The sequence below is a fragment of the Algoriphagus yeomjeoni genome (assembly GCF_049821175.1).
GTDB lineage: Bacteria > Bacteroidota > Bacteroidia > Cytophagales > Cyclobacteriaceae > Algoriphagus > Algoriphagus yeomjeoni_A.
Genome location: NZ_CP187512.1, coordinates 3678727 through 3699926, shown reverse-complemented (window position 1 = coordinate 3699926; position 21200 = coordinate 3678727). Strand labels below are relative to the sequence as shown.

General features: G+C 41.1%; 19 protein-coding genes. 10 read left to right on the top strand and 9 right to left on the bottom strand.

Features of this window, described 5'->3' with window-relative positions; all coding sequences use genetic code 11:
• Window positions 1-54: 54 nt before the first annotated feature.
• Window positions 55-1401 carry a dGTP triphosphohydrolase gene (gene dgt, locus ACPUEN_RS14885; RefSeq protein WP_425640203.1) on the bottom strand — a complete coding sequence of 449 codons (1347 nt, stop codon included), beginning with the start codon at window positions 1399-1401 and terminating at the stop codon, window positions 55-57.
• A gap of 105 nt (window positions 1402-1506) precedes the next feature.
• Here dgt and ACPUEN_RS14880 point away from each other — a divergent pair, with 105 nt between their 5' ends.
• The 4 genes from ACPUEN_RS14880 (at window position 1507) to ACPUEN_RS14865 (ending at window position 4729) form a co-directional block, all read left to right on the top strand.
• Window positions 1507-2331 carry a DUF4382 domain-containing protein gene (locus ACPUEN_RS14880; protein WP_425636693.1) on the top strand — a complete coding sequence of 275 codons (825 nt, stop codon included), beginning with the start codon at window positions 1507-1509 and terminating at the stop codon, window positions 2329-2331.
• A gap of 100 nt (window positions 2332-2431) precedes the next feature.
• On the top strand, window positions 2432-3229 hold the full coding sequence (locus ACPUEN_RS14875; RefSeq protein WP_425636692.1) for a DUF4382 domain-containing protein: 798 nt from the start codon (window positions 2432-2434) through the stop codon (window positions 3227-3229).
• Window positions 3229-4254 (top strand): bifunctional diaminohydroxyphosphoribosylaminopyrimidine deaminase/5-amino-6-(5-phosphoribosylamino)uracil reductase RibD, encoded by a 1026-nt coding sequence (gene ribD, locus ACPUEN_RS14870; RefSeq protein WP_425636691.1) that lies wholly within the window; start codon window positions 3229-3231, stop codon window positions 4252-4254. Before ACPUEN_RS14875 ends, ribD begins: the two co-directional genes overlap by 1 nt.
• The gene (locus tag ACPUEN_RS14865; protein WP_425636690.1) at window positions 4247-4729 is read left to right on the top strand and encodes a GAF domain-containing protein; all 483 of its coding nucleotides are present in this window, start codon (window positions 4247-4249) and stop codon (window positions 4727-4729) included. Before ribD ends, ACPUEN_RS14865 begins: the two co-directional genes overlap by 8 nt.
• A 3-nt stretch (window positions 4730-4732) precedes the next feature.
• On the opposite strand, the gene ACPUEN_RS14860 is transcribed toward ACPUEN_RS14865, so the two are convergent.
• Both ACPUEN_RS14860 and dxs read right to left on the bottom strand, forming a co-directional pair.
• Entirely contained in the window at window positions 4733-5506 is a 774-nt protein-coding gene (locus tag ACPUEN_RS14860; protein WP_425636689.1) for an alpha/beta fold hydrolase, read from the bottom strand.
• A gap of 1 nt (window position 5507) precedes the next feature.
• The gene (dxs, locus tag ACPUEN_RS14855; protein WP_425636688.1) at window positions 5508-7427 is read right to left on the bottom strand and encodes a 1-deoxy-D-xylulose-5-phosphate synthase; all 1920 of its coding nucleotides are present in this window, start codon (window positions 7425-7427) and stop codon (window positions 5508-5510) included.
• A gap of 177 nt (window positions 7428-7604) precedes the next feature.
• Here dxs and ACPUEN_RS14850 point away from each other — a divergent pair, with 177 nt between their 5' ends.
• From ACPUEN_RS14850 to ACPUEN_RS14835, 4 genes are all read left to right on the top strand, one after another.
• Window positions 7605-8354 (top strand): segregation and condensation protein A, encoded by a 750-nt coding sequence (locus ACPUEN_RS14850; RefSeq protein ID WP_425636687.1) that lies wholly within the window; start codon window positions 7605-7607, stop codon window positions 8352-8354.
• A gap of 115 nt (window positions 8355-8469) precedes the next feature.
• Complete coding sequence (locus ACPUEN_RS14845; RefSeq protein WP_425636686.1) at window positions 8470-9558, top strand: lysylphosphatidylglycerol synthase transmembrane domain-containing protein; 1089 nt, start codon at window positions 8470-8472, stop codon at window positions 9556-9558.
• Complete coding sequence (locus ACPUEN_RS14840) at window positions 9542-12004, top strand: bifunctional UDP-N-acetylmuramoyl-tripeptide:D-alanyl-D-alanine ligase/alanine racemase (RefSeq protein ID WP_425636685.1); 2463 nt, start codon at window positions 9542-9544, stop codon at window positions 12002-12004. Before ACPUEN_RS14845 ends, ACPUEN_RS14840 begins: the two co-directional genes overlap by 17 nt.
• A 126-nt stretch (window positions 12005-12130) precedes the next feature.
• Window positions 12131-12943, top strand: a complete 813-nt coding sequence (locus tag ACPUEN_RS14835; RefSeq protein WP_425636684.1) for an ion transporter — start codon at window positions 12131-12133, stop codon at window positions 12941-12943.
• Here the strand turns inward: ACPUEN_RS14835 and ACPUEN_RS14830 are convergent.
• The 3 genes from ACPUEN_RS14830 to ACPUEN_RS14820 all read right to left on the bottom strand — a co-directional run bounded on the left by ACPUEN_RS14830 (window position 12940) and on the right by ACPUEN_RS14820 (window position 16839).
• Window positions 12940-13629 carry a potassium channel family protein gene (locus ACPUEN_RS14830; protein WP_425636682.1) on the bottom strand — a complete coding sequence of 230 codons (690 nt, stop codon included), beginning with the start codon at window positions 13627-13629 and terminating at the stop codon, window positions 12940-12942. The genes ACPUEN_RS14835 and ACPUEN_RS14830 overlap by 4 nt on opposite strands.
• A 102-nt stretch (window positions 13630-13731) precedes the next feature.
• On the bottom strand, window positions 13732-15546 hold the full coding sequence (locus tag ACPUEN_RS14825; protein ID WP_425636681.1) for a TrkH family potassium uptake protein: 1815 nt from the start codon (window positions 15544-15546) through the stop codon (window positions 13732-13734).
• A gap of 24 nt (window positions 15547-15570) precedes the next feature.
• Window positions 15571-16839 (bottom strand): voltage-gated chloride channel family protein, encoded by a 1269-nt coding sequence (locus ACPUEN_RS14820; RefSeq protein WP_425636680.1) that lies wholly within the window; start codon window positions 16837-16839, stop codon window positions 15571-15573.
• Window positions 16840-16973: 134 nt separating this feature from the next.
• Between ACPUEN_RS14820 and ACPUEN_RS14815 the strand changes: the two genes are divergently transcribed.
• Window positions 16974-17864 carry a TIGR01777 family oxidoreductase gene (locus tag ACPUEN_RS14815; RefSeq protein WP_425636679.1) on the top strand — a complete coding sequence of 297 codons (891 nt, stop codon included), beginning with the start codon at window positions 16974-16976 and terminating at the stop codon, window positions 17862-17864.
• 2 nt (window positions 17865-17866) lie between these two features.
• On the opposite strand, the gene ACPUEN_RS14810 is transcribed toward ACPUEN_RS14815, so the two are convergent.
• The 3 genes from ACPUEN_RS14810 to ACPUEN_RS14800 are packed head-to-tail and all read right to left on the bottom strand — an operon-like array spanning window position 17867 to window position 18543.
• Window positions 17867-18040 (bottom strand): PLDc N-terminal domain-containing protein, encoded by a 174-nt coding sequence (locus ACPUEN_RS14810; protein ID WP_425636678.1) that lies wholly within the window; start codon window positions 18038-18040, stop codon window positions 17867-17869.
• Between the two features lies 1 nt (window position 18041).
• Window positions 18042-18275 carry a PLDc N-terminal domain-containing protein gene (locus ACPUEN_RS14805; RefSeq protein ID WP_425636677.1) on the bottom strand — a complete coding sequence of 78 codons (234 nt, stop codon included), beginning with the start codon at window positions 18273-18275 and terminating at the stop codon, window positions 18042-18044.
• Between the two features lie 4 nt (window positions 18276-18279).
• The gene (locus ACPUEN_RS14800) at window positions 18280-18543 is read right to left on the bottom strand and encodes a PLDc N-terminal domain-containing protein (RefSeq protein WP_425636676.1); all 264 of its coding nucleotides are present in this window, start codon (window positions 18541-18543) and stop codon (window positions 18280-18282) included.
• Window positions 18544-18637: 94 nt separating this feature from the next.
• On the opposite strand from ACPUEN_RS14800, the gene ACPUEN_RS14795 reads away from it, so the two are divergent.
• Window positions 18638-21193, top strand: a complete 2556-nt coding sequence (locus tag ACPUEN_RS14795) for a M14 family zinc carboxypeptidase (RefSeq protein WP_425636675.1) — start codon at window positions 18638-18640, stop codon at window positions 21191-21193.
• The last annotated feature ends 7 nt before the right edge of the window (window positions 21194-21200 follow it).

Here is a 21200-nt window from a genome sequence, read left to right as displayed (position 1 = left end):
CTTTCTAATTTCCAATTGAACTTCCCTTCCGAGAAACTAGTTTCAGGAATTCTATTAAGATCCTGGGAATGAAATTCCTTTTACCCTGCGATACAGGTTCAATGCATATTTATCTGTCATTCCAGAAATGAAATCTACTAGGGCACGAAGTAAAGGGTAAGGATTAACCTCAGCCCCCCAGCCTTTCATTGGAAAATCTTCTGGCAAAAGGCGAAGTATGCTTTTGTCTTGACCGGAAAAGTTTTCCGGGTCGTAAAACTGGTGATAAAGTGCTTTGGAAAATACCTCTAGCAATCCTTCTAGGACTTGAAATCCTGCTGCTTCTTTTTCTAAAACTACTTGTGATCTATAGATTTTCTGAATAGATACTTCGGTGATTTTATGCAAAGCTTTCGCAGAAGGAATAATATCGGTTAATGCCTTATCAAAATTCCCTTTGCACATACTTTCCTCATAATTGGCAAAGACCTCTACACATTCGTTGATTAACTCCCCAATTGCCAAGGCGCGAAGTGCTCCCAGGTTTTGGGCTTCAGTTCGAGGTTCTTTGAGTTTTTTAGGGTCAAACTTGTCCTTGAGAATTGGTGCGAGAAGTTTTACAGTTTCTTCAAAGCTGACCAAACCTAGCGTACAGCCATCTTCAAGGTCGATGATGCTGTAGCAAATATCATCGGCGGCTTCTACCAAAAAAGCCAAAGGGTGGCGATACCAGCATTCCGGACTGGATTTTTCCATTCCTAGGACAGCCCCCATTTGCTCAAAATCAGCTGATTGGTTAATGAAAAACCCATATTTTTTCTGGCTTCTTCTTGCTATATCCCGCTGAGCGATCATGCTTGGTCGGGGATATTTGGTGAAAGCGGCTAAGGTTGCATAAGTCAATTTCAATCCAAATTGCTTTGAAACCAGCATTCTGAAGCCTTGCGCATTTCCTTCAAAGTTGCAGAGATCTGCTAATTGTTCTGTTCGCACGTGCGATTCCCAGCATTTTCCGGCAGGGTGAAACTTAAAGAAATCAGAAATAGCTTCCTCCCCAGCATGCCCAAATGGAGGATTTCCAATATCATGAGTTAAAGCGGCTGCTGCTACAATAGCACCTATTTCGAATGGAGTAATGCCCGTTTTAGACAGCTGAGGGTACTTTTGCAGAAGCATTTCACCCGCAGCTTTACCTAATGATCTTCCCACGCTCGATACTTCTAAACTATGCGTAAGTCTAGTATGGACGAATGCCTGCTCAGGTAAAGGGAAGACTTGAGTTTTATCTTGAAGATTTCTAAAAGGCGACGAAAAAATTATTCGATCGTAATCTACTTCAAACTCGCTTCTTACTACTTGTGTGGGTATAAATCCCGGATTATCACCAAATCTGCCTCTGGATAAAAGGCGCTCCCATTTCATCATCCTCAAAAATAAGAAGCTCTGCAGACTTTACTTTTATTATTTGTTATTTTTGATGTGGCACAGACATTGGATTTATGCTACGGAAATTAAACTATAACTAGTATGAAAAATTTATTTTCTTATCTCTCGATCATAGGAATGGCGTTGATCGCAATGGCATGTTCATCAAATGATGATAATCCAGCCAGTGGTTCTGCACGAGTGAATTTTTATTTGGTAGATGCTCCTGCTTCATATGATGAAGTTTGGATAGAAGTTCTTGCGGTACGCGTCAAAGTTGATGATGATGGAATCGACGATGATGATATGGATGATGACGATGAGTCTTCATGGGTTGAGATCGTTTATGACGAAAGCCAACCAATTAATCTGTTAGACTTGACAGGTGGTAATAGTATATTGTTAGGGACCGAGGATTTCCCAGAAGGAGAAATTGATCAAATCAGATTAATACTTGGAGAAGATAATTATCTCATCAGAGATGGTGAGCGATTCGAAATGAAAACACCAAGTGCTCAGCAAAGCGGATTGAAAATTAAGGTAGATGAAGATATCGAAGGCGGAATGACTTATGATTTGATCATCGATTTTGATGCTGCCAAATCAATAGTAGAAGCGGGAAATTCAGGACAAATCATACTTAAGCCAGTTTTGAGAGCCTATATAGACGAGGTATCAACCGGCCTTATGGGACAAGTCCTTCCTCTCGAAGCACAGCCTGTACAAGTAACTGCTTCAATTGGAGATGATTCGATGAATACTTTTGTAGATGCTGAAGGAAATTATAAAATCTCAGGATTGGACGATGGAACATACACGTTAACCTTTACCCCAAATGAACTTTATGCTCCATTTGTGTTGGAAGGAGTTGTAGTGGAAGAAGGAAAGATGACTAATGTCAACCCAATCACTTTAGTGTTAAACTAAGACTACTAATAAAATTAAAGGTCAGCTTTTTGCTGGCCTTTTTTTGTATCTAGGTATTCATGATTCCATGTATTGCAAACTTTTGGACTAAATTTACCCTGTGAAAAAACCATACTTTTATCTATTTCCAATTGCCTGTGTGTTTTTCTTCGCTTCATGTGAAGACCCTGATTCCAGTCCACGTTCCTTGCTCAATCTCATATTGGTGGATAGTCCGGCAAAATGGGATTCTGTGTTTGTTGAGATCGAAGGAGTAGATATAGAGGTTCTGGCCGATGGAAGAGATACTCAGAGTCAGACATTTTTCTTTGAATATAAATCCGGAGACAAAAGGATTAAGGTTAGTGATTTGGTGGGGGGCAACGCCCTTCTCCTGGGAAGAAACGAACTGCCTATAGGTCAAATTATCAATGCGAAAATCATTCTTGGTGATAATCACTCCATGTTTTTCAAGGAGAAAAGATATGTTTTGGCTCTTTCTGATCCTTCAAAAAATGAAATTTCTCTAGAAACGTCAATAGATATAGAACAAGGAATTTCCTATGATGTTTTGCTTGATTTGGATCTTGAAAAGTCCATTATTCAAGTTTCGGAATCTCCATTAACATACGAGTTTGATCCAACATTTACTTTGGTAAATGGAATTGGTACTGTGGAAATCAGTGGATCGTTGAAGCCAACTGCGCTTTATCCAGCAGTCTATCTAAGTAATGACGAGGGTACAATTTCTACGCATCCAGATGCTTCTGGCAAATATTATTTCAGAGTTCAAGCGGGGTCTTATAAGATTTTCTTTGACCCGAAGGATGAACTGTATCAAGACACTACTTTCGCTTCAAACTTAATAGTAAGTGAAGATACTTTGCTTATTCCAATCACTTTTAAGAAAAAGCCTTGATGATTTCTGATGAATTTTACATGCGTCGAGCTCTCGAACTGGCTGAATTTGGCAGAGGAAAAGTAAGCCCAAACCCACTAGTGGGTTGTGTAATTGTCCATCAGGATAGAATTATTGGTGAGGGATACCATCAGGAATACGGTAAAGCCCATGCAGAAGTCAATGCGGTGAATTCTGTGAAAAATCAGAAATTTCTTGCTGATGCTACAGTTTATGTGACTTTGGAACCCTGTGCGCACTTTGGCAAAACGCCTCCTTGTGCGAATCTTTTGGTAGAAAAAAAGGTGAAAAGAGTCGTGATTGCAGCTTTTGATACGAATCCATTGGTTGGAGGAAAAGGGATTCAGATTCTGAAGGACGCTGGAATCGAAGTCCAGACTGGGGTTTTAGAAAATGAAACTAGAAGGCAAAACAAGCGCTTTTTTACCCAGATCGAAAAGAAACGTCCCTATGTAATCTTGAAGTGGGCTCAAACAGCTGATGGATTTGTGGCAAGGGAAGATTTCTCGTCCAAGTGGATCACAAATGCCTCCAGTCGCCAACTTGTACACAAATGGAGGGCTGAGGAGGATGCTATTATGGTTGGAAAAAACACTGCGAAATACGATGATCCTGCTTTGAATGTGAGAGATTGGGTTGGTAAAAATCCACGGAGAATAGTAATAGATAGTAAGCTGGAGCTACCAAGTACGCTCAAATTATTTGATGAAGCAGTTCCTACGATTTGCTACAATACACTGAAAACCGAGGAAAAAGGGACATTGGAATATGTCAAGCTTGACTCAGGGTTCAAGGTTAATGATATTTTGGAAGACCTGCACAAGCGTAATATTCAAAGCGTAATCATCGAAGGTGGCAGCTATTTATTGAATAAATTTTTGGCTTCTGAACTTTGGGACGAAGCTCGTGTGTTTACAAGCAGTACTAAATTTGGAACTGGAATAGCAGCTCCTATTCCTCCTACCCCAGTTTCCGAGACTATTGAGGTCTTGGAAGATACCTTAAGAATTTACCATCATGTCTGAAAGTCTATACATTCCCGAGTCGGCGACAAAAGCTGAAAAGTACGAAGCGATTTTACCACAAATCGAAGCGCTGATCACTGGCGAACCGGATTTATATGCAAATCTCGCCAATATCTCTGCTGCTCTGAAAGAAGCTTTTGACTTCTTTTGGGTTGGGTTTTACTTGGTGAAGGAGAATCAATTGGTCTTAGGTCCATTTCAGGGGCCTATTGCCTGCACAAGGATTTCAATTGGAAAAGGTGTTTGTGGTACAGCTTGGCAAGAAAGTAAAACTATTCTCGTTCCTGATGTGGATGCTTTTCCAGGACATATCGCCTGTAGTTCTGCTTCCAAATCGGAGATCGTAGTTCCTGTTTTCAGGGGTGAAACGGTAGCTATGGTACTTGATGTGGACTCCGATCAACTGGATGATTTTGATACGGTGGATCAGGAATTTTTGGAGAAGTTGATGGGAGTGTTAGGGGCGCAGTTGTGATTTTTAGATGCTATAAACCTTCCCGCAAAACTCCCTAAGTATTTTCAAACTTTCATCTGGGCGTTCGATCATCCCAAGATGTCCAACACCTTCGAGTTCGTAATAATCTGTGACAGCTTCTTTGTGCTTTCGACTAGCTTCTATTTTCACAGCCCCGTCTAAGGTTCCGGCAATTAATAGTTTTGGGCCAGAGAAATTGTTCAGCACTTCAAAACGATCTTTTCTGTTTCTCATCGACTTAGTATAGGCAATCAATCCCTCTAACGTGGAATGCTTTGCTTGCGAAATCGCAAGATTTATTTCAGCTTCAAAAGCATCTCTTCTATCCTCAGGAATCAGTGGTGGCACAAAAGAAGTAACGAATTTATCTACCCCGTGCTTTTTCAAAAATATGACCGTGCGATCTCGCATTCCTTTTTTTTCTTCATCATCAGCAAAAGCCGTGGAATGAAAAAGGCCCACACCTTTAAGCTTTTCACCCATGAGTTCCAATAGTGCTAGCATCACATATCCGCCAAGCGAATGACCGATGACAATGGGGTCAACGATGTCATTTTCCCCCATCCATTCCTCCAGCTGCACTGCAACTTCCTCCAGGCTGTTTTGGGTAAGTGTCATAGCTGATTTACCACATCCAGGAAGATCAGGACAAATTACTCTGAACTCATTAGATAAGGCTTCTGAAAACCCATGCCACATGTCTCCGATTTCGCAGAAACCATGAATAAGGACAACAGGTTGCCCTTCGCCTTTTTCAAAAAAATGTATAGAAGACATGTTAAGAAATGGTTTTGGAGACCTCTGAGAGGCTTCTAACTGCTGCGGCTATTCCTTCCGGATCAAATCCACATTCTTTGTGTAGTTGTAGTTGCTCACCATGCTCAATAATATCGTCAGGAATACCCAGACGCTTAACTTGAGCCTGATAACCATGATCTATCATCCACTCGATCACTGCGGAACCGAATCCGCCCATTAGACAGCCATCTTCTACTGTAATCACCTTCTTGAATTTGCCAAAAATCTCATGAAGCAACTCACCATCCAGAGGCTTCACAAATCGCATATCATATTGAGCGGGGTTTAACCCTTCTTTTTCAAGTTTTTCGCAAGCTTCTACTGCATAGTTACCGATATGGCCAATGGTTAAGATTGCGATCTCATCGCCTTCTTTCACTATTCTTCCTTGACCGAGTGGGATTTGCTCAAATGGAGTTTTCCACTCAGGCATCACACCTTTGCCTCTTGGATATCGGATAGAATAGGGACCATTGTGAAGTGATGCAGAGTACATCATATTTCGGAGCTCCTCCTCATTCATTGGCGCTGAAACCACCAAATTTGGAATGCAACGGAAATACGCAATATCATAGGCTCCATGGTGAGTTGGTCCGTCAGCTCCTGCGAAACCAGCTCTATCCAAGCAAAGGACTACCGGCAGATTTTGCAAACATACATCATGCACAACCTGATCGTATGCTCGTTGCATGAAAGTGGAATAGATATTACAGAAAGGGACAAGTCCCTGAGTAGCTAGACCAGCGGAGAAAGTTACTGCATGTTGCTCAGCGATTCCCACATCGAAAGCTCGATCTGGCATTGCTTTCATCATGATGTTCATAGAAGATCCAGATGGCATTGCGGGTGTTACACCCATGATACGGTCATCTTGCTCGGCTAATTCCACTAAGGTATGTCCGAAAACATCTTGGTATTTTGGTGCCTGTGGACTGCTTGGGGTGGTTTTATAGATCTCACCCGTTACCTTGTCAAATGCGCCTGGTGCATGCCAAGTGGTTTGATTTCCTTTTTCTGCAGGCCCGTACCCTTTACCTTTCATCGTTACGCAATGAAGGATTTTTGGACCTGGAATATCTATCAAATCCTTCAGAACTTCTGCCAAATGATTGACATCATGGCCGTCTACTGGACCGAAGTATCGAAGGTTTAAAGATTCGAAAAGATTACTTTGATTTAGTAGTGCAGATTTTATTCCTCCTTCTACTTTGGAGATTACATCTTGAGCACTTGTACCGAACTTACTCAGTTTGCCCAAAATCTTCCAAACCTCATCTTTTGCTTTATTGTAGGTTTTGGAAGTAGTGATGTCTGTGAGATAATCTTTCAGCGCACCTACATTCGGGTCGATGGCCATACAATTATCATTCAGGATAATTAGCAAGTTGGTATCAGCTACGCCTGCATGATTCATCGCTTCGAAGGCCATTCCACCAGTCATCGAGCCATCTCCGATCACAGCAACGTGCTGCTTTTTCGTCAGGCCTTTATATTGTGAAGCGACTGCCATTCCCAAAGCAGCGGAAATAGATGTACTAGAGTGACCAACTCCAAACGTATCATATTCACTTTCTTTTCTTTTAGGAAACCCAGAAAGACCACCATAAAGACGGTTTGTATGAAAGCGATCTCTTCTTTCTGTGAGAATTTTATGTCCGTAAGCTTGATGACCCACATCCCAAACAAGCTGATCTTCTGGTGTATTAAGCACATAATGAAGGGCTACTGTAAGTTCGACTACACCAAGACTAGCGCTGAAATGACCTCCATAAACGGAAACATTATCAATAATAAATTGTCGGAGTTCATCGCAGATTTGAACCAGTTTTTCCGATGGAAATTTTTTAAGGTCTGCGGGACTTTTTATTTGAGCTAATAATTCTCCTGGTTCAATCTGCATTGTACAGCGGTAATGTGTTCGAATTAAAATAACAACAATTGTGCTTTATTGTTTTTCCAATCAATAATTATTGACATTAGGCGATTGCCTCTTTCTCCTGTCGTTTCCAATTAATTTAGCTTAATTGAATATCTTTGACAACAAGGTGGCAAAATTAACCAAAAATTTAGATATCCTTTGAGTTTCGAAATCAAATTACCACTCTTCGAAGGTCCCTTCGACCTCATGCTCTTCTTTATCGAGCGGGATGAGCTGGACATTTATGACATTCCTATATCCAAGATTACCAATGACTTCTTGGATTATGTTCATCAGATGGAGCAAATGGAAATGGAAGTTGCCAGTGATTTTATCCTCTTTGCGGCTACGTTGATGAAGATTAAGTCTAGAATGCTTTTGCCTAGACCTGAGCTCAACGAGCACGGTGAAGAAGTAGATCCTCGTGAGGAATTGATTAGGAATCTGTTGGAGTACAAAAAGTATAAATCTGTGATTGAGGAGCTTTCTTCCATGGAGGGAGAGGAAATGTCAAAGCAAAAGCGAGGGAATATTGCCGCTGAACTAAAGACACTCAGTAAAGTAGATGACGTGGATGCAGAAATGCAGGACATGGATTTGTATAAAATGCTCAAAGTGTTTCAGCGGACTATGGCTAAAATGGCAGCTCGCGTGGATGAAACAAAGCACACCGTGATTCAGTATCCATATACTATTGCCCAGCAAAAGGATTTTGTCCTAGAGAAAATCAGTTTTAAGAAAAAAGTGCCCTTTGATGAATTCATCAGCTACAAACCCGAAAAGATTTTTGTGATTTATACCTTCCTTGCAATTTTAGAATTACTTCAACTTTCCCTGGTTACCATCATCATAGGTGATGGTTTCAATAACTTTTGGGTGGAAAAGACTGAGCCAATAGCTGTAGCCTAGCCTATGAAATCGAGCATATCGCAGCAGGTAAACGCCCGTATATTTCTTCTCGCTGCGAGATTCCATAGCATGCCCCTACTTTACGGGGTGGCGACTGAAAAACACTTGTAATCACATGAAACTGGATAACAAAAAAATCTTCCAAACACTTAATCCGAATAAAATTTGGGTGCCGGTTATCATTGGTTTAGCCATTGTTTTTGCAATGTTTTACTTTGATCCCTCGGTAAACAAAGACTCTCTAAGTGGAATTTTTGATGCATCCATTCCGTGGATTCTTGTTGCGGTTTTGGTCATTTTGTTTCGTGATGCTGGATATGTTTATAGAATTCGTGAGATCACCGATAGGCATCTTACTTGGAAGCGGTCGATTTATGTAATCATTCTTTGGGAATTTGCCTCAGCGGTGACGCCTTCGGTAGTTGGAGGTACAGCGGTTGCTATTTTCATTTTGAACAAAGAAGGCATCAAACTGGGAAGAGCTATTGCATATGTGATGGTGACTGCGATTTTGGATAATCTCTTCTTTGTAATTGGAGCTCCAATCATTCTGTTTTTTGCAAAGGGAAATATTTTCCCAACGAGTAAAGTGCTGGAAATGCAACTGGAAAACAGTTTGGAGGCTATTTTCTGGATTTCCTATTCTCTTTACGCTGCGTACAGTATCATCATGGCTGCAGCTTTATTTTATCGACCAAGAGTTTTCAAATGGGTATTAATCAAAATATTTTCGATCAAATGGCTCCGCAAATGGAAGCATGATGCTCAAGAATATGGTGACCAAATCATCGTCGCATCAAGAGAGCTTTCTGGAAAAAAATGGAATTACTGGGTGCCAATTGTAGTCGCCACTATACTCATTTGGAGCTCAAGGTATCTGATGCTTAATGCCTTGATTTCTGCCTTTGTTCCGTTGGCTGCCTTTGAACATGTTATTGTTTTTGCCAGACAAGTGATCATGTGGATCGTGATGATGATTTCCCCGACTCCCGGAAGTAGCGGGACGGCTGAGTTCTTTTTTGGCCAATTCTTTACCGAGTTTTTGGCCAGCTATACCTTTGTCACTAGCATTTTGTGGAGGCTTTTATCCTATTATCCATATTTGATTTTGGGAGCATTTTTCCTTCCTCGCTGGGTTAAGCAGGTTTTTTTCAAAAAAAAGAGAAAGAAAGTAAATCCGGAGCAAGATGTTTCAGGAAGTTAATCAACGACAAATAGCAGGAATCACAACAGGAAATCTCTTCAGCGGAAACGATGAAGTTCTGATTTCTCAAATTGCTATAGATTCCAGACAAATACTTCACCCTGAGAAAACAGTCTTTGTAGCTCTTCGAGGAGCAAAAGCTGATGGGGCTGATTTTATAGCACAACTAGCAGAAGCAGGTGTAAAGACATTTTTGGTTCATCAGGATTTTGAGGAAAGAGCTTTTCCTCAGGCTTGCTTTATCAAAGTTTCGGACACCAGAAGAGCTTTGCAGTTATTGGCCAAATACGAGCGGTCTCTGTTTACAAATCCAGTGGTCAGCATCACTGGCAGCAATGGTAAAACGATCATAAAGGAATGGTTAGGGCAGATTTTAGGACAAAAGTATGCTGTAGCCAAAAGCCCAAAAAGTTACAATTCACAAGTTGGTGTTCCGCTTTCTATCTTCGGAATGGAGTCATATCATCAGGTGGCAATTTTGGAAGCTGGAATCTCTAGGGCTGGAGAGATGGCTGCTTTAGAAGAAATGATCAAGCCTAACTTGGGTATTTTTACCAATCTTGGAACAGCACATCAAGAGGGTTTTGAAAGCTTAAATTCAAAGCTTCAGGAGAAACTTTCACTTTTTAAAAATTCAGATCTTCTAATTTACTGCGCTGATCATGAACAGGTTTCGGATCAAATTGAGGGCATATTTCCTGCAGAAAAGCGGATAGGATGGTCCGATAGAGCTGGCTACGAGTTTACCAGATCTGTGAAATTGAAGGGAAATGGAGCTCGGTTGATTTTGATGAAATCGGATCTGAGTACGTACACCTTTCAGGTACCATTTACCGATGTGGCTTCCTTGGAAAACATTACTCATGTGATCGTAGCTGCGATGACTTTGGGACAAGGTGCAGAATCTATCCAAGAGGGTATTGCTCATCTGAAGTCGGTAGATATGCGGCTAACCCTGAAGCCTGGAATCAACGATTCACTCCTAATTGATGATACCTACAACAATGATTTGGCAGGGTTAAAGGTCGCAATGGACTTTATGCAGCAGCAGCGTCCTAAACGACGTAGAATATTGATTTTGTCAGATTTGCTTCAGCAAGGCTCCCCTGCAAAAATTTATGAGGAAGTATCGGAATTGATCAAAAAGTATCAGTTTGATCTATTGTTTGGAGTAGGCAAGGAGATTTTCTATTTGGAAAAAGAATTTCCCGAGTCATTCACTGGCTTCAAATCCACGGAAGAGCTTTTGGCCAAGCTTGACCCAGAGAGTTTTGCAAATGACATGATTTTGATCACCGGAGCCAGAGTATTTGGCTTTGAAGAAGTGGTTAATCGACTTCAGCAGAGAATTCATGGGACGACACTTGAGATCAACCTCAATGCGCTTACCCACAATTATAATTTCTACAAAAAGCTACTTTCCCCAAAAACCAAAGTGATGGTGATGGTAAAGGCTTTTGCCTACGGAGGAGGAGCCGTGGAGATCGCTAACCAGATCCAAACCATGGGAGCCGATTACTTGGGAGTTGCATTTTCCGATGAAGGGGTGGCCCTTCGAAAGCAGGGAATCAAGCTTCCAATAATGGTGTTGAATGCAATGCAGGAATCCTTTGGATTGTGCAGTGAGTTTAATTTGGAGCCGGTTGTATTCAGTCCGGATTTTTTCGAAAGTCTAGCGTCTTGGTGTACCATTCATCAACAAAAGATGAAAATCCATCTCGATATGGATACAGGCATGCACCGGTTGGGCTTTGAGGAAAAGCATTTGTCAGAGCTAAAGAACTTAATCCAAACAAATCCGCAATTGGAGATAGCTTCAATATATACTCACTTGGTCGGTGCAGATGAGGAAATCCATCAGGAGTTTTCTCTTTCCCAATTGAAATCATTTGAAGAAATGAAAAATCAAATCCTTCAGGTGCTTTCTTACAAACCACTTATTCACGCGCTCAATTCTGCCGGGATAGTTGCCTTTCCAGAATTTCAATTTGATATGGTGAGATTGGGAATTGGCTTATATGGTGTGGAAGTGACGGGTAAGCATGAGATGGCACTTCGAGCTATTAGTACCTTGAAAACCACCATTTCCCAGATAAAAGAGCTAAATCCAGGCGAGACGATAGGATATTCAAGAAAGGGAGTATTATCCTCTGGGGGAAAAATTGCTACGCTGGCAATTGGCTATGCGGATGGGTACGATAGACGATTTAGCAATGGAAAAGGCTATGTGCTGATCAATGGACACAAGGCTCCAATCATAGGAAATGTCTGTATGGATATGTGTATGGTGGACGTCTCAGGCATGGATGTGAAGGCAGGTGATGAGGCGATTATCTATGGAGAGAAGATCTCCTTGAAAGAACTTGCAGATCAGATTGGAACCATCCCCTATGAATTGCTGACAAATATCAGCACCCGTGTGAAGCGGGTATATTACCTGGACTAGGGTTGGTTTTGCCTATGAAATTTCTCTAAATTCCCTCATGAAATCGAGCATGACACAAGCGACACACACTGGGACGATAAACCCTGCGAGATTCCATGTGGCCTTAAAAAATCAAATTTTAAACACATGAAATTCACCAAAAAGCGATTAGCACACATCGTATTTGAATCAAATGATAAGGCGTCAAAGTTGTTTGACGTGGTCCTCTTATTCATGATTTTTGGAAGTATTTTCGTGGCAATTTTAGATTCAGTTGCCAGTCTAAGAGAAGATTACGGCGAGGCTTTTTTAATTCTTGAGTGGTTATTTACAATTCTATTTACAATTGAATATTTATTGAGAGTTTGGTTATCCAGAAAGGCTACTGGCTATATTTTCAGCTTTTTTGGTATGGTTGATTTGCTGGCAATTTTACCTTCGTATCTCAGCTTCTTTGTACTTAATTCCCAATTATTCACAGTAGTAAGAGCCCTTCGTCTCTTGCGTGTAATTCGTATTTTGAAGCTTGGTCGATATGTGGCTGAGGCAGAGTATCTGACCAAATCTTTAAAATCGAGCTCTCACAAGATTATGATATTCATAGGATTTGTGATCACTATTGTGCTTATCATGGGAACCTTCATGTTTATCATTGAAGGTCCGGAGCATGGATTTACCAGTATTCCCGTCGGGATGTATTGGGCGATTGTGACCTTGACTACTGTAGGATTTGGTGATATCTATCCAGTGACTCCTCTGGGTCAGCTGGTTTCTTCACTGATCATGTTACTTGGCTATGCGATCATAGCAGTTCCCACAGGCATTGTTTCTTCTGAGATGGCTTCGCAAAAAAGAAAAGATGAACTATTGCTAGGGGATAAAATATGCCCTAAATGTAGATATACCCCACTTCTTCAGGCAGACAATTACTGCAAAAACTGTGGAGAAAAACTGTTTTAATCGTCGAATTTTAGGAATTCCTGTATGTTTTTTACCTTCCCAAAGAGAAGTAAAATATCTTCAGCTTCGAAGGCATACTCAGGAGTTACCACGCCAATCACATTTTTGTAAGGAGTATTGATACCCAGTAGATTTTTCTTCTGTTCGATTTTTATAATAGTCAGAATATTCAAGTAAAACTCCTTCCTGATATCCGCTTCAGCTACAGTCATTTCGACATATCTACCAGGCACTTTTACCTCCACAATATTATATTCATCCGAAATCTCCAAAGAGTCCAAAACGCCTTTCATTTCAAGTCGTTTGGAAAGTCGATCTGCAGTCTCCTCTTCCGGATGGATAATTTCATCCACTCCAATTGCTTGAATCACCGTCTCATGTAAATCGTTAATTGCACGTGCTATAATTCGCTTTGATTTGAGCTGCTTGAAAATGGCTGTGCTCATGATGGACGCTCCAATATCCTCTCCTATAGCAATAATGACCACATCAGTCTCCTTCAAAGGTAGATTCTTTACCGCCGCCTGATCTGTGGCATCCATGACAATGGAATGAGTGATACTGTCTTTGATCAGCTCTATCCTGCTTTCGCTGGAATCCACACCTATTACTTCGTGACCTAGATTTGTTAGGCGCTTTGCCAGGTAGCCGCCAAAGTTTCCTATTCCTACTATGATATATTTCATATGATTATAATTTGTCTTTTAATGGCCATATGGAATCTCGCAGCGATTATAATCATGCCAGTGTGCGACTTTTTAGTTATGCTCGATTTCATGTGTTTTAGATTACGTGATATAGACGTTTTCCTCAGGATATTTGTATCGTTGTTCGCCTATTCTACGAACGATCGCAATTAGAATAGTTAATGTTCCTACTCTTCCAATGAGCATGATTACCATCAAGACTAATTTACTCCCTAAGCTTAATTGAGAAGTGATTCCCAGCGTGAGTCCAACTGTAGAAAATGCGCTAAAAACTTCAAAAGCCACATCTATCATGGGAAGTTCTGGGTCAAAAATCATTAACAAAAATACTCCCAAACCCATGACGAGTACCGAAAGGGTAATGACGGCAAAGGCTTTTTTTAGTGTTTCATTGGAGAGTTGTCTTCTGAAAACTTCTACTCTTGTCTTGCCTGAAGCGATACTGAAGGTATTGAGCATTGCTACCGCAAAAGTGCTCGTTTTCAATCCGCCGCCAGTGGATCCCGGCGATGCTCCTATCCACATCAGGAAAAGATAAACCAGTACAGTAGGAACTGCCAATTCGCGCATGTCTACAGTGTTGAAACCGGCAGTTCTTGGAGTGACTGCCCCAAAAACTGTAGTAGCAAATTTCCCATACACACTAAGTCCTTTCAAGGTGTGCTCTTGCTCTGAAATCGCATACACCACCATTCCAACTACCAGTAGAATACCAGTGGTATAGACCACTAGTCTAGTGTTCACACTGGAAACTCTTGGTGTGTGCCGGTATTTTTCTAAACCGAGTACGCTTTTCACAAAGCCAACAATCAGATGCTTTACATAGGAATAATAGTTTAACACCACTGGAAACCCGATTCCGCCTAGAACAATTGCTAAGGCTATAGCCAAATGCATATTGTAAGCCTCCCTAAACCCTTCCTGATATAGTCCATTGCTCAGCGTAGAAAAACCTGCGTTGCAGAAAGCAGAAATAGCATGGAAAAGCGAAAAGAATAGCTGGTCTCCCTGACCAGAGAATTGAGCAGAATCTGTGAAATGATAAATCAGGAAAGCACAAATACCTTCTACCAAAACAGTAAAGGAGATGATTTTGAATAAGGTGGTGTAAATCTCGTTTACATTGTTCTCATTGATGTAGTCGCGTATGAAAAGCCTGTTTTCTATAGAATAACTTCCCTTGAAAAAGAACCCGAAGAAGCTGGTGAAAACCATGATTCCAAGTCCTCCGATTTGGAAAAGTATCATGATAATCACCTGACCAAAAAAGGTGAAATCCTTGGCAGTGTCTAGTACTATCAATCCGGTAACGCAAACGGCTGAAGTAGAAGTAAACAATGCATCTATAAAGCTGATATCTCCAGTGGTGGCTTCAGGAAGGCTAAGAAGTCCTGTTCCCACGAATATCAGGATTATGAAAGATAGAATAAATACTAGAGAAGGACTGAGCTTAAGCTCATTCACCGTTAGGCTGAATTTGCTTAGTTCTATGAAAAATAAGATAATGACTAAGGCATTGATTAGATGATAATGAGTCGAAAAAGAGAGGATCATCTCTGTAGTATCATTTCCAAATAAATTCCATCGAACCAATGCCGTGAGACAAAGGAGTATGGAGAGTAGAATTTCAAAGATTACCCTTGCAGGATAAATTGATTTCTCCACAAGGAGAACTTTTACCAAGTAACCTGTACCTATCAGCATCAAACACAAGTTGAATAGGAAAGATGTCGCAACTTGATCTTTTGGGTCTATTGAGTACCCTAAGTGAAATAGTAATATTCCAAAAGCGAAAATACTGCTAAGCTGAACTACTTTTTCCTGAATCTTCATCACCTTCTTCAGAAAAAGGATGTTTCGATCAGGGTTAGAAAAGAATTTCAGCTTTAGTTTCATAGCTTACAATTACGCGTGGAAGGGTTATTTATCCTTTTTGCAAGTTGGTTTTTCTGAAGTTTTAAAAATCCCTTCAGCTGGATATAAATGGAATTTTTTATCCAGATTTTGTGAGGAATAGATGCTTGATTTTCCACTGAAAAGGTAGGCGATCAAGCAGGCAATTCCCAAAAATATGCCTGATTCATATCCAAATAGTTCCATGCCCATCACTGTACATGCGAGCGGAGTATTGGTTGCTCCTGAAAATACGCCTACGAATCCCATGCCTGCCAATAAGGCAAGCGGAAGTGGAATCCAGGTAGAAAGGGCATTGCCCAATGTAGCTCCCGTGAAGAATAAAGGTGTCACTTCTCCGCCTTTGAACCCAGCCCCCAAAGTAAAGCTGGTCAGGCCAGTTTTCACCAGCCAATCATACCATGGTAGTGGAGTCTCGAAAGCTTCAACTATCCTTGGAATACCAAGTCCTATGTAGGTCGTACTGTCCGAAATGTATACAATTCCTGCGATCACCAGTCCACCTATGACCGGGCGAAGTGGAGGATAAGAAATGTATTTGGAAAATAGATGAGAAAAAAAATGATTGCTTTGGGCAAATAATCTCCCGGATAATCCAAAGGCAATTCCTGCGGGAATAATCCAAAGTAGGTTGATCAACGTATGCGGAGGAACTAAATCTACCAAATAATGCGTGTGTCCAACTCCAAAAAGTGAGGCACAAACCCAATTTGCCACAAATGCAGTCAAAAAGGCTGGAAACACTGATTTCCATCTAATTTTCCTATGCAACATCCATTCTAATGCGAATATTGCTCCAGCCAAGGGTGTCCCAAAAACAGAGGCAAATCCCCCGGAAACTCCAGCTATTAAAATGATTCTTCGATCGGAAGGGTCAAGTGGAAAATACTTGGTGAGCTGATCAGCTAAAGAGCCACCCATTTGCACAGCGGTACCTTCACGGCCTGCTGAACCTCCAAATAAATGAGTCAAAACAGTCCCTAATAGCACCAGAGGAGTCATTCTAAGGGGAATGGGTTTTTCTGTTTTGTAAAGTTCATCCAGCAAAAGATTATTCCCCTTCACAGAATTTTCTCCAAACCGGTAATAACTCCAACCTATTACAAACCCGGCAATTGGCAGAAATGCAATGATCCAGATGTGAGATTCCCGGTAATTAGTAGCCCAGTTCAAGGCAATTAGAAAAATAGCGGACGCAGCCCCTGAAAGTAAGCCGATTACCAGACTCAAAACGATCCAGAGAAGTACGTACCGAAAAATAGATGTACTGTTCAAACTAGTTTTTTCAATTAGTTAGCCCAAATTAGGAATAGAAATTGAATTTAAAGAAGCGTACATAGCCTTATATTATCAGAGAAGAGTAACATATTGGATTGATATAGGGTTATCTTAAAATAAATCACCCAGCAATGAAAAATATTCTTATTTCCGGAGGTTCAGGTCTTATTGGCCAAAAAATCACTCAGCTGCTGGAACTGAAAGGATATTCAGTTGCCTGGCTAAGTAGATCCAAACAAAAGCAAAAGTCATTTCTATGGGACCTAGATAAGCAAACTATAGAGACTGAGGCAGTAGAGTGGGCAGACGCCATCATTCATTTAGCCGGTGCAGGTGTGGCTGATAAACGCTGGACGGATGAACGTAAAAAGCTCATCTTGGACTCTCGAATTGATAGTTCTAAGTTGCTTTACACAGCCGTAGAAAATGCCAGCGAAAAGCCAAACACCTTTATTTCAGCATCTGCTGTGGGATATTATGGGTTCAATACTGGGACAACTTTAATGGATGAAACGCATGAGTCAGGATCAGATTTTTTAGCTCAAGTGGTCGTCTCTTGGGAAAATGAAGTGAAGAAAATGGAGGAATTGCACCTTCGAACTGTGATGCTCAGAATAGGAATTGTGCTCGATGCCAATGGTGGAGCACTTGGAGAAATGATGAAGCCACCTATCGCAGCTCCACTCGGCACAGGAGATCAATGGATGAGTTGGATAGGTATAGAAGACTTGGCTAGAATGTTTGTCTTTGCATTGGAAAAGACTACGCTACAGGGAGTTTTCAATGCAGTTGCCCCAAATCCTGCCACCAATCAGCAATTGACTCAAGCAGCGGCAAAAGCTAAGGGTAAACCTTATCTGGGAATAGGCGTACCGGGTTTCGTACTTAAGTTAGTTTTAGGGGAAATGGCTGCAATGGTTCTTGGCGGCAATCGAGTTTCTTCTCAAAAAATCCAAAAAGCAGGTTTCGATTACGAATGTCCTGATTTGGTGCCTGCCTTAAAGCAGATTTATGACAAGTGATTTCAAATCCTTTTCCCTCTTCCAATTAAAAACCAGAGAATAGCCCCTACAAGTGGCAACAAGACTACAATTACTACCCAAATCAATTTGTCATTTGGGTTGGCAAACCTACTGCTCACCACATCGAAAATAGTAATCGCATAAATGATTAACCCAATAGCGCCCATTCCAAACATATCAGGAATAATTTGTGATTTTAGTGCTTTTTCCCATCGCCAGATATACAATCGGCCCAATCCCTTGTGCAAATAAGAGAATCACTATCCAAATGATTTTCATATTCGGATCTTTGAATTCTGAGCGAAGTATATCTACCAGGCAGTAAATCCAAAATATGGTATATAGAATACCAAAAATGAGAAAAAGCAGAATTGAGGCTCCGCCCATATTCTGAATAAATGTTAGTGTCATTTAGTTAGGTGTTTGGTTGTTTTGAAAATGAAGGATTAAATCTTCGCCGTTCTTTTCTCATGCTTCTAGCCATGGCGAGATATAAAAATGTTCCGATAAAAGGAGCAAACAAAATTATTAAAACCCACTGGAATTTACTGTGAGCTGCCCTAAATTCCGATCCTAGGGCGTCAAATAGCGCATAAGCCCAAAAACCTAGGTAAACCACCGAGAATAGGAATGAAATTTGCCAAATAAGTTGCCCGTCTCCAGATGCTATTAAATCCATGTGTATTCTTCAATTATTTTAACCATTGAACCAAAATAGCTTTTTTTATGGACTCGAAATAAGAATTTAGCTAAAAGTTAAACCACCAATCTATATGAAAAGAAGTCTGTTTTCGCTGATTTTATCCTTTTTCGCGCTTTGTAGCTATGCTCAAGTCGATCTAAGCTACTACTTGCCAGCCGGCTATACCTATGATGAGTCCATCCCTACGCCAAAGGAAGTCTTGGGTTATGAAGTGGGAGAATGGCATGTGAGTCACGATCAACTCGTGATGTACATGAAGGCAGTGGCAGAGGCATCGGACCGGGTGACATTCGAGGAAACAGGTAGAACGTATGAAAAAAGACCTCAAGTTCTCTTGACAATTACCTCACCTTCAAACCTTACAAAGATCGATCAAATCAAGGCTGATCGAAAAAATCTGAGAATTGCTGGTGCATCTGCCGACATAGCAACTATGCCGATTGTGATGTTCATGGGATATTCTGTCCATGGAAATGAGCCAAGTGGAGCCAATGCCTCGCTCTTGGCAGCGTATCATTTTGCGGCAGCAAAGGAAATAGCCGCTGATCTGGATAATATGGTTTTGCTGCTAGATCCTGCAATTAACCCAGATGGTTTGAATCGTTTTGCTTCATGGGTGAATACCCATAAGTCCTATAACATGAATGGCGACCCAAACAATGTGGAGTTTAGCGAAGCATGGCCTAGAGGCAGAACGAACCATTATTGGTTTGACTTGAATAGAGATTGGCTACCTGTCCAGCATCCAGAATCCAGAAATAGAGTGCGCGTCTTCCAAGATTGGCTTCCAAATATCCACTTGGATTTCCATGAAATGGGGACAAACAGCACCTTCTTTTTCCAGCCGGGAGTACCTGCAAGAATGCACCCACTCACGCCAGAAAAGAACTTTGAACTGACGGAGAAGATAGGCACCTACCACGCGAAAGCTTTGGATCAAATTGGTTCTCTGTATTTCAATCAGGAGAATTATGATGATTACTATTATGGAAAAGGCTCCACCTATCCAGATGTCCAAGGTTCCATAGGAATTTTGTTTGAGCAAGCCAGCTCACGAGGCCATCTGCAGGAAAGTGTAAATGGGATGCTGAGCTTTCCTTTCACGATCAGAAACCAGTTCACTGCTAATCTCTCCTCTTTTCAAGCTGCAAAGGAAATGCGCCAAGAATTGAATCAATTCATGAAGGATTTCTACAGTGATATTAAAAAAGAAGTCGATGCTGATACAAATAAAGCTTACATTTTTGGAAGTAAGGAAGATGACGCAAGAAGCTTCCACCTTGCTGATTTGATCCTGCAGCACGATATCAAAGTATTTAGCCTGAATGACGATATCACCGTGAACGGAAAAGAATTTGAAAAAGAAACTTCCTACATCGTGCCAGCTGATCAGCCTCAATACAGATTGATCAAGGCAATGTTTGAAACACGAAATACCTTCAAGGATAGCCTATTCTATGATATTTCTGCATGGACATACCCAATGGCTTTTAACTTAGATTACATGGCCTTGAATAGTCAGATTTTGAACTTGGCAAGTGTAAATGAAATTACCAAAAGCTCTATCACTTTAACGCCAGGTAAAGTAATTGGCACTGTCGGAGCTTATCAATATGCAATGGAATGGACGGATTATTACGCTCCAAAAGCTGCCTATAAATTGATGGCCGAAGATTTCCAGGTTAGAGTAGCTACAGGAGAATTTTCCACTGCCGATGGCAAAAAATTCGGTAGAGGCACATTGTTAATAGGAAAAGGAGAAAGTGGCCTGGATGACCAGGCTTTTTTCACCAAACTGGCTGAAATAGCACAGAAATCTACTGTAGATATTTATGGGTTGACTACTGGCTATACTGGCGGTATGAATTTAGGATCGCCAAATATGATGGTGCTCGACAAACCAGAAATTGCGCTTTTGGTAGAAGGTGGTGTGGATAGCTACGAAGCTGGAGAGATCTGGCATTTACTAGATCAGCGCTACGAAATGCCGATCACGCTATTGCCCATAGATAATATCGGTGGCAGTACACTTGATAGATACAATGTAATTCTAATGCCTGATGGCAGATATAGTGGTCTTGGAAAGTCTGGTGCTGCTACCTTGAGATCTTGGGTGTCCGGAGGAGGAACTTTATTGGCAAAAGGCGGAGCTCTTCAATTCCTCGCTCAAAATGAAGTAGGCGATTTCAAGTTCCGGGATGGAGCCGAAGCTGAAAAAGATTTACAAAAAAGCTATGCAGATTATGAAAACGAAACCGGTGCAAAAGTAACAGGAGGCGCTATTTTCAATGCAAGGCTAGACCTTACTCATCCCATTGGCTACGGCTACTTAGATACTGCTATTCACACTTTCAGAAATGATAATTTATTCCTGGAGCCTTCAGAAAATCCATATGCAAACCCATTGGTTTACACCGATGAGCCCTTAGCATCAGGCTATCTGCATCCCTCAAATCTTGCGGGCATTCAAAATGGTTCCGTAATTCAAGTTTCTGGTATTGGAAGAGGGCGGATTGTTGCTTTCGCCGATAATATGAACTTCCGTGCTTTCTGGTTTGGGACAAACAAACTCTATATGAATGCGATTTTCTTTGGTCAGGTGATCAATGGAGGCACGGCTCGATAAGTTTATA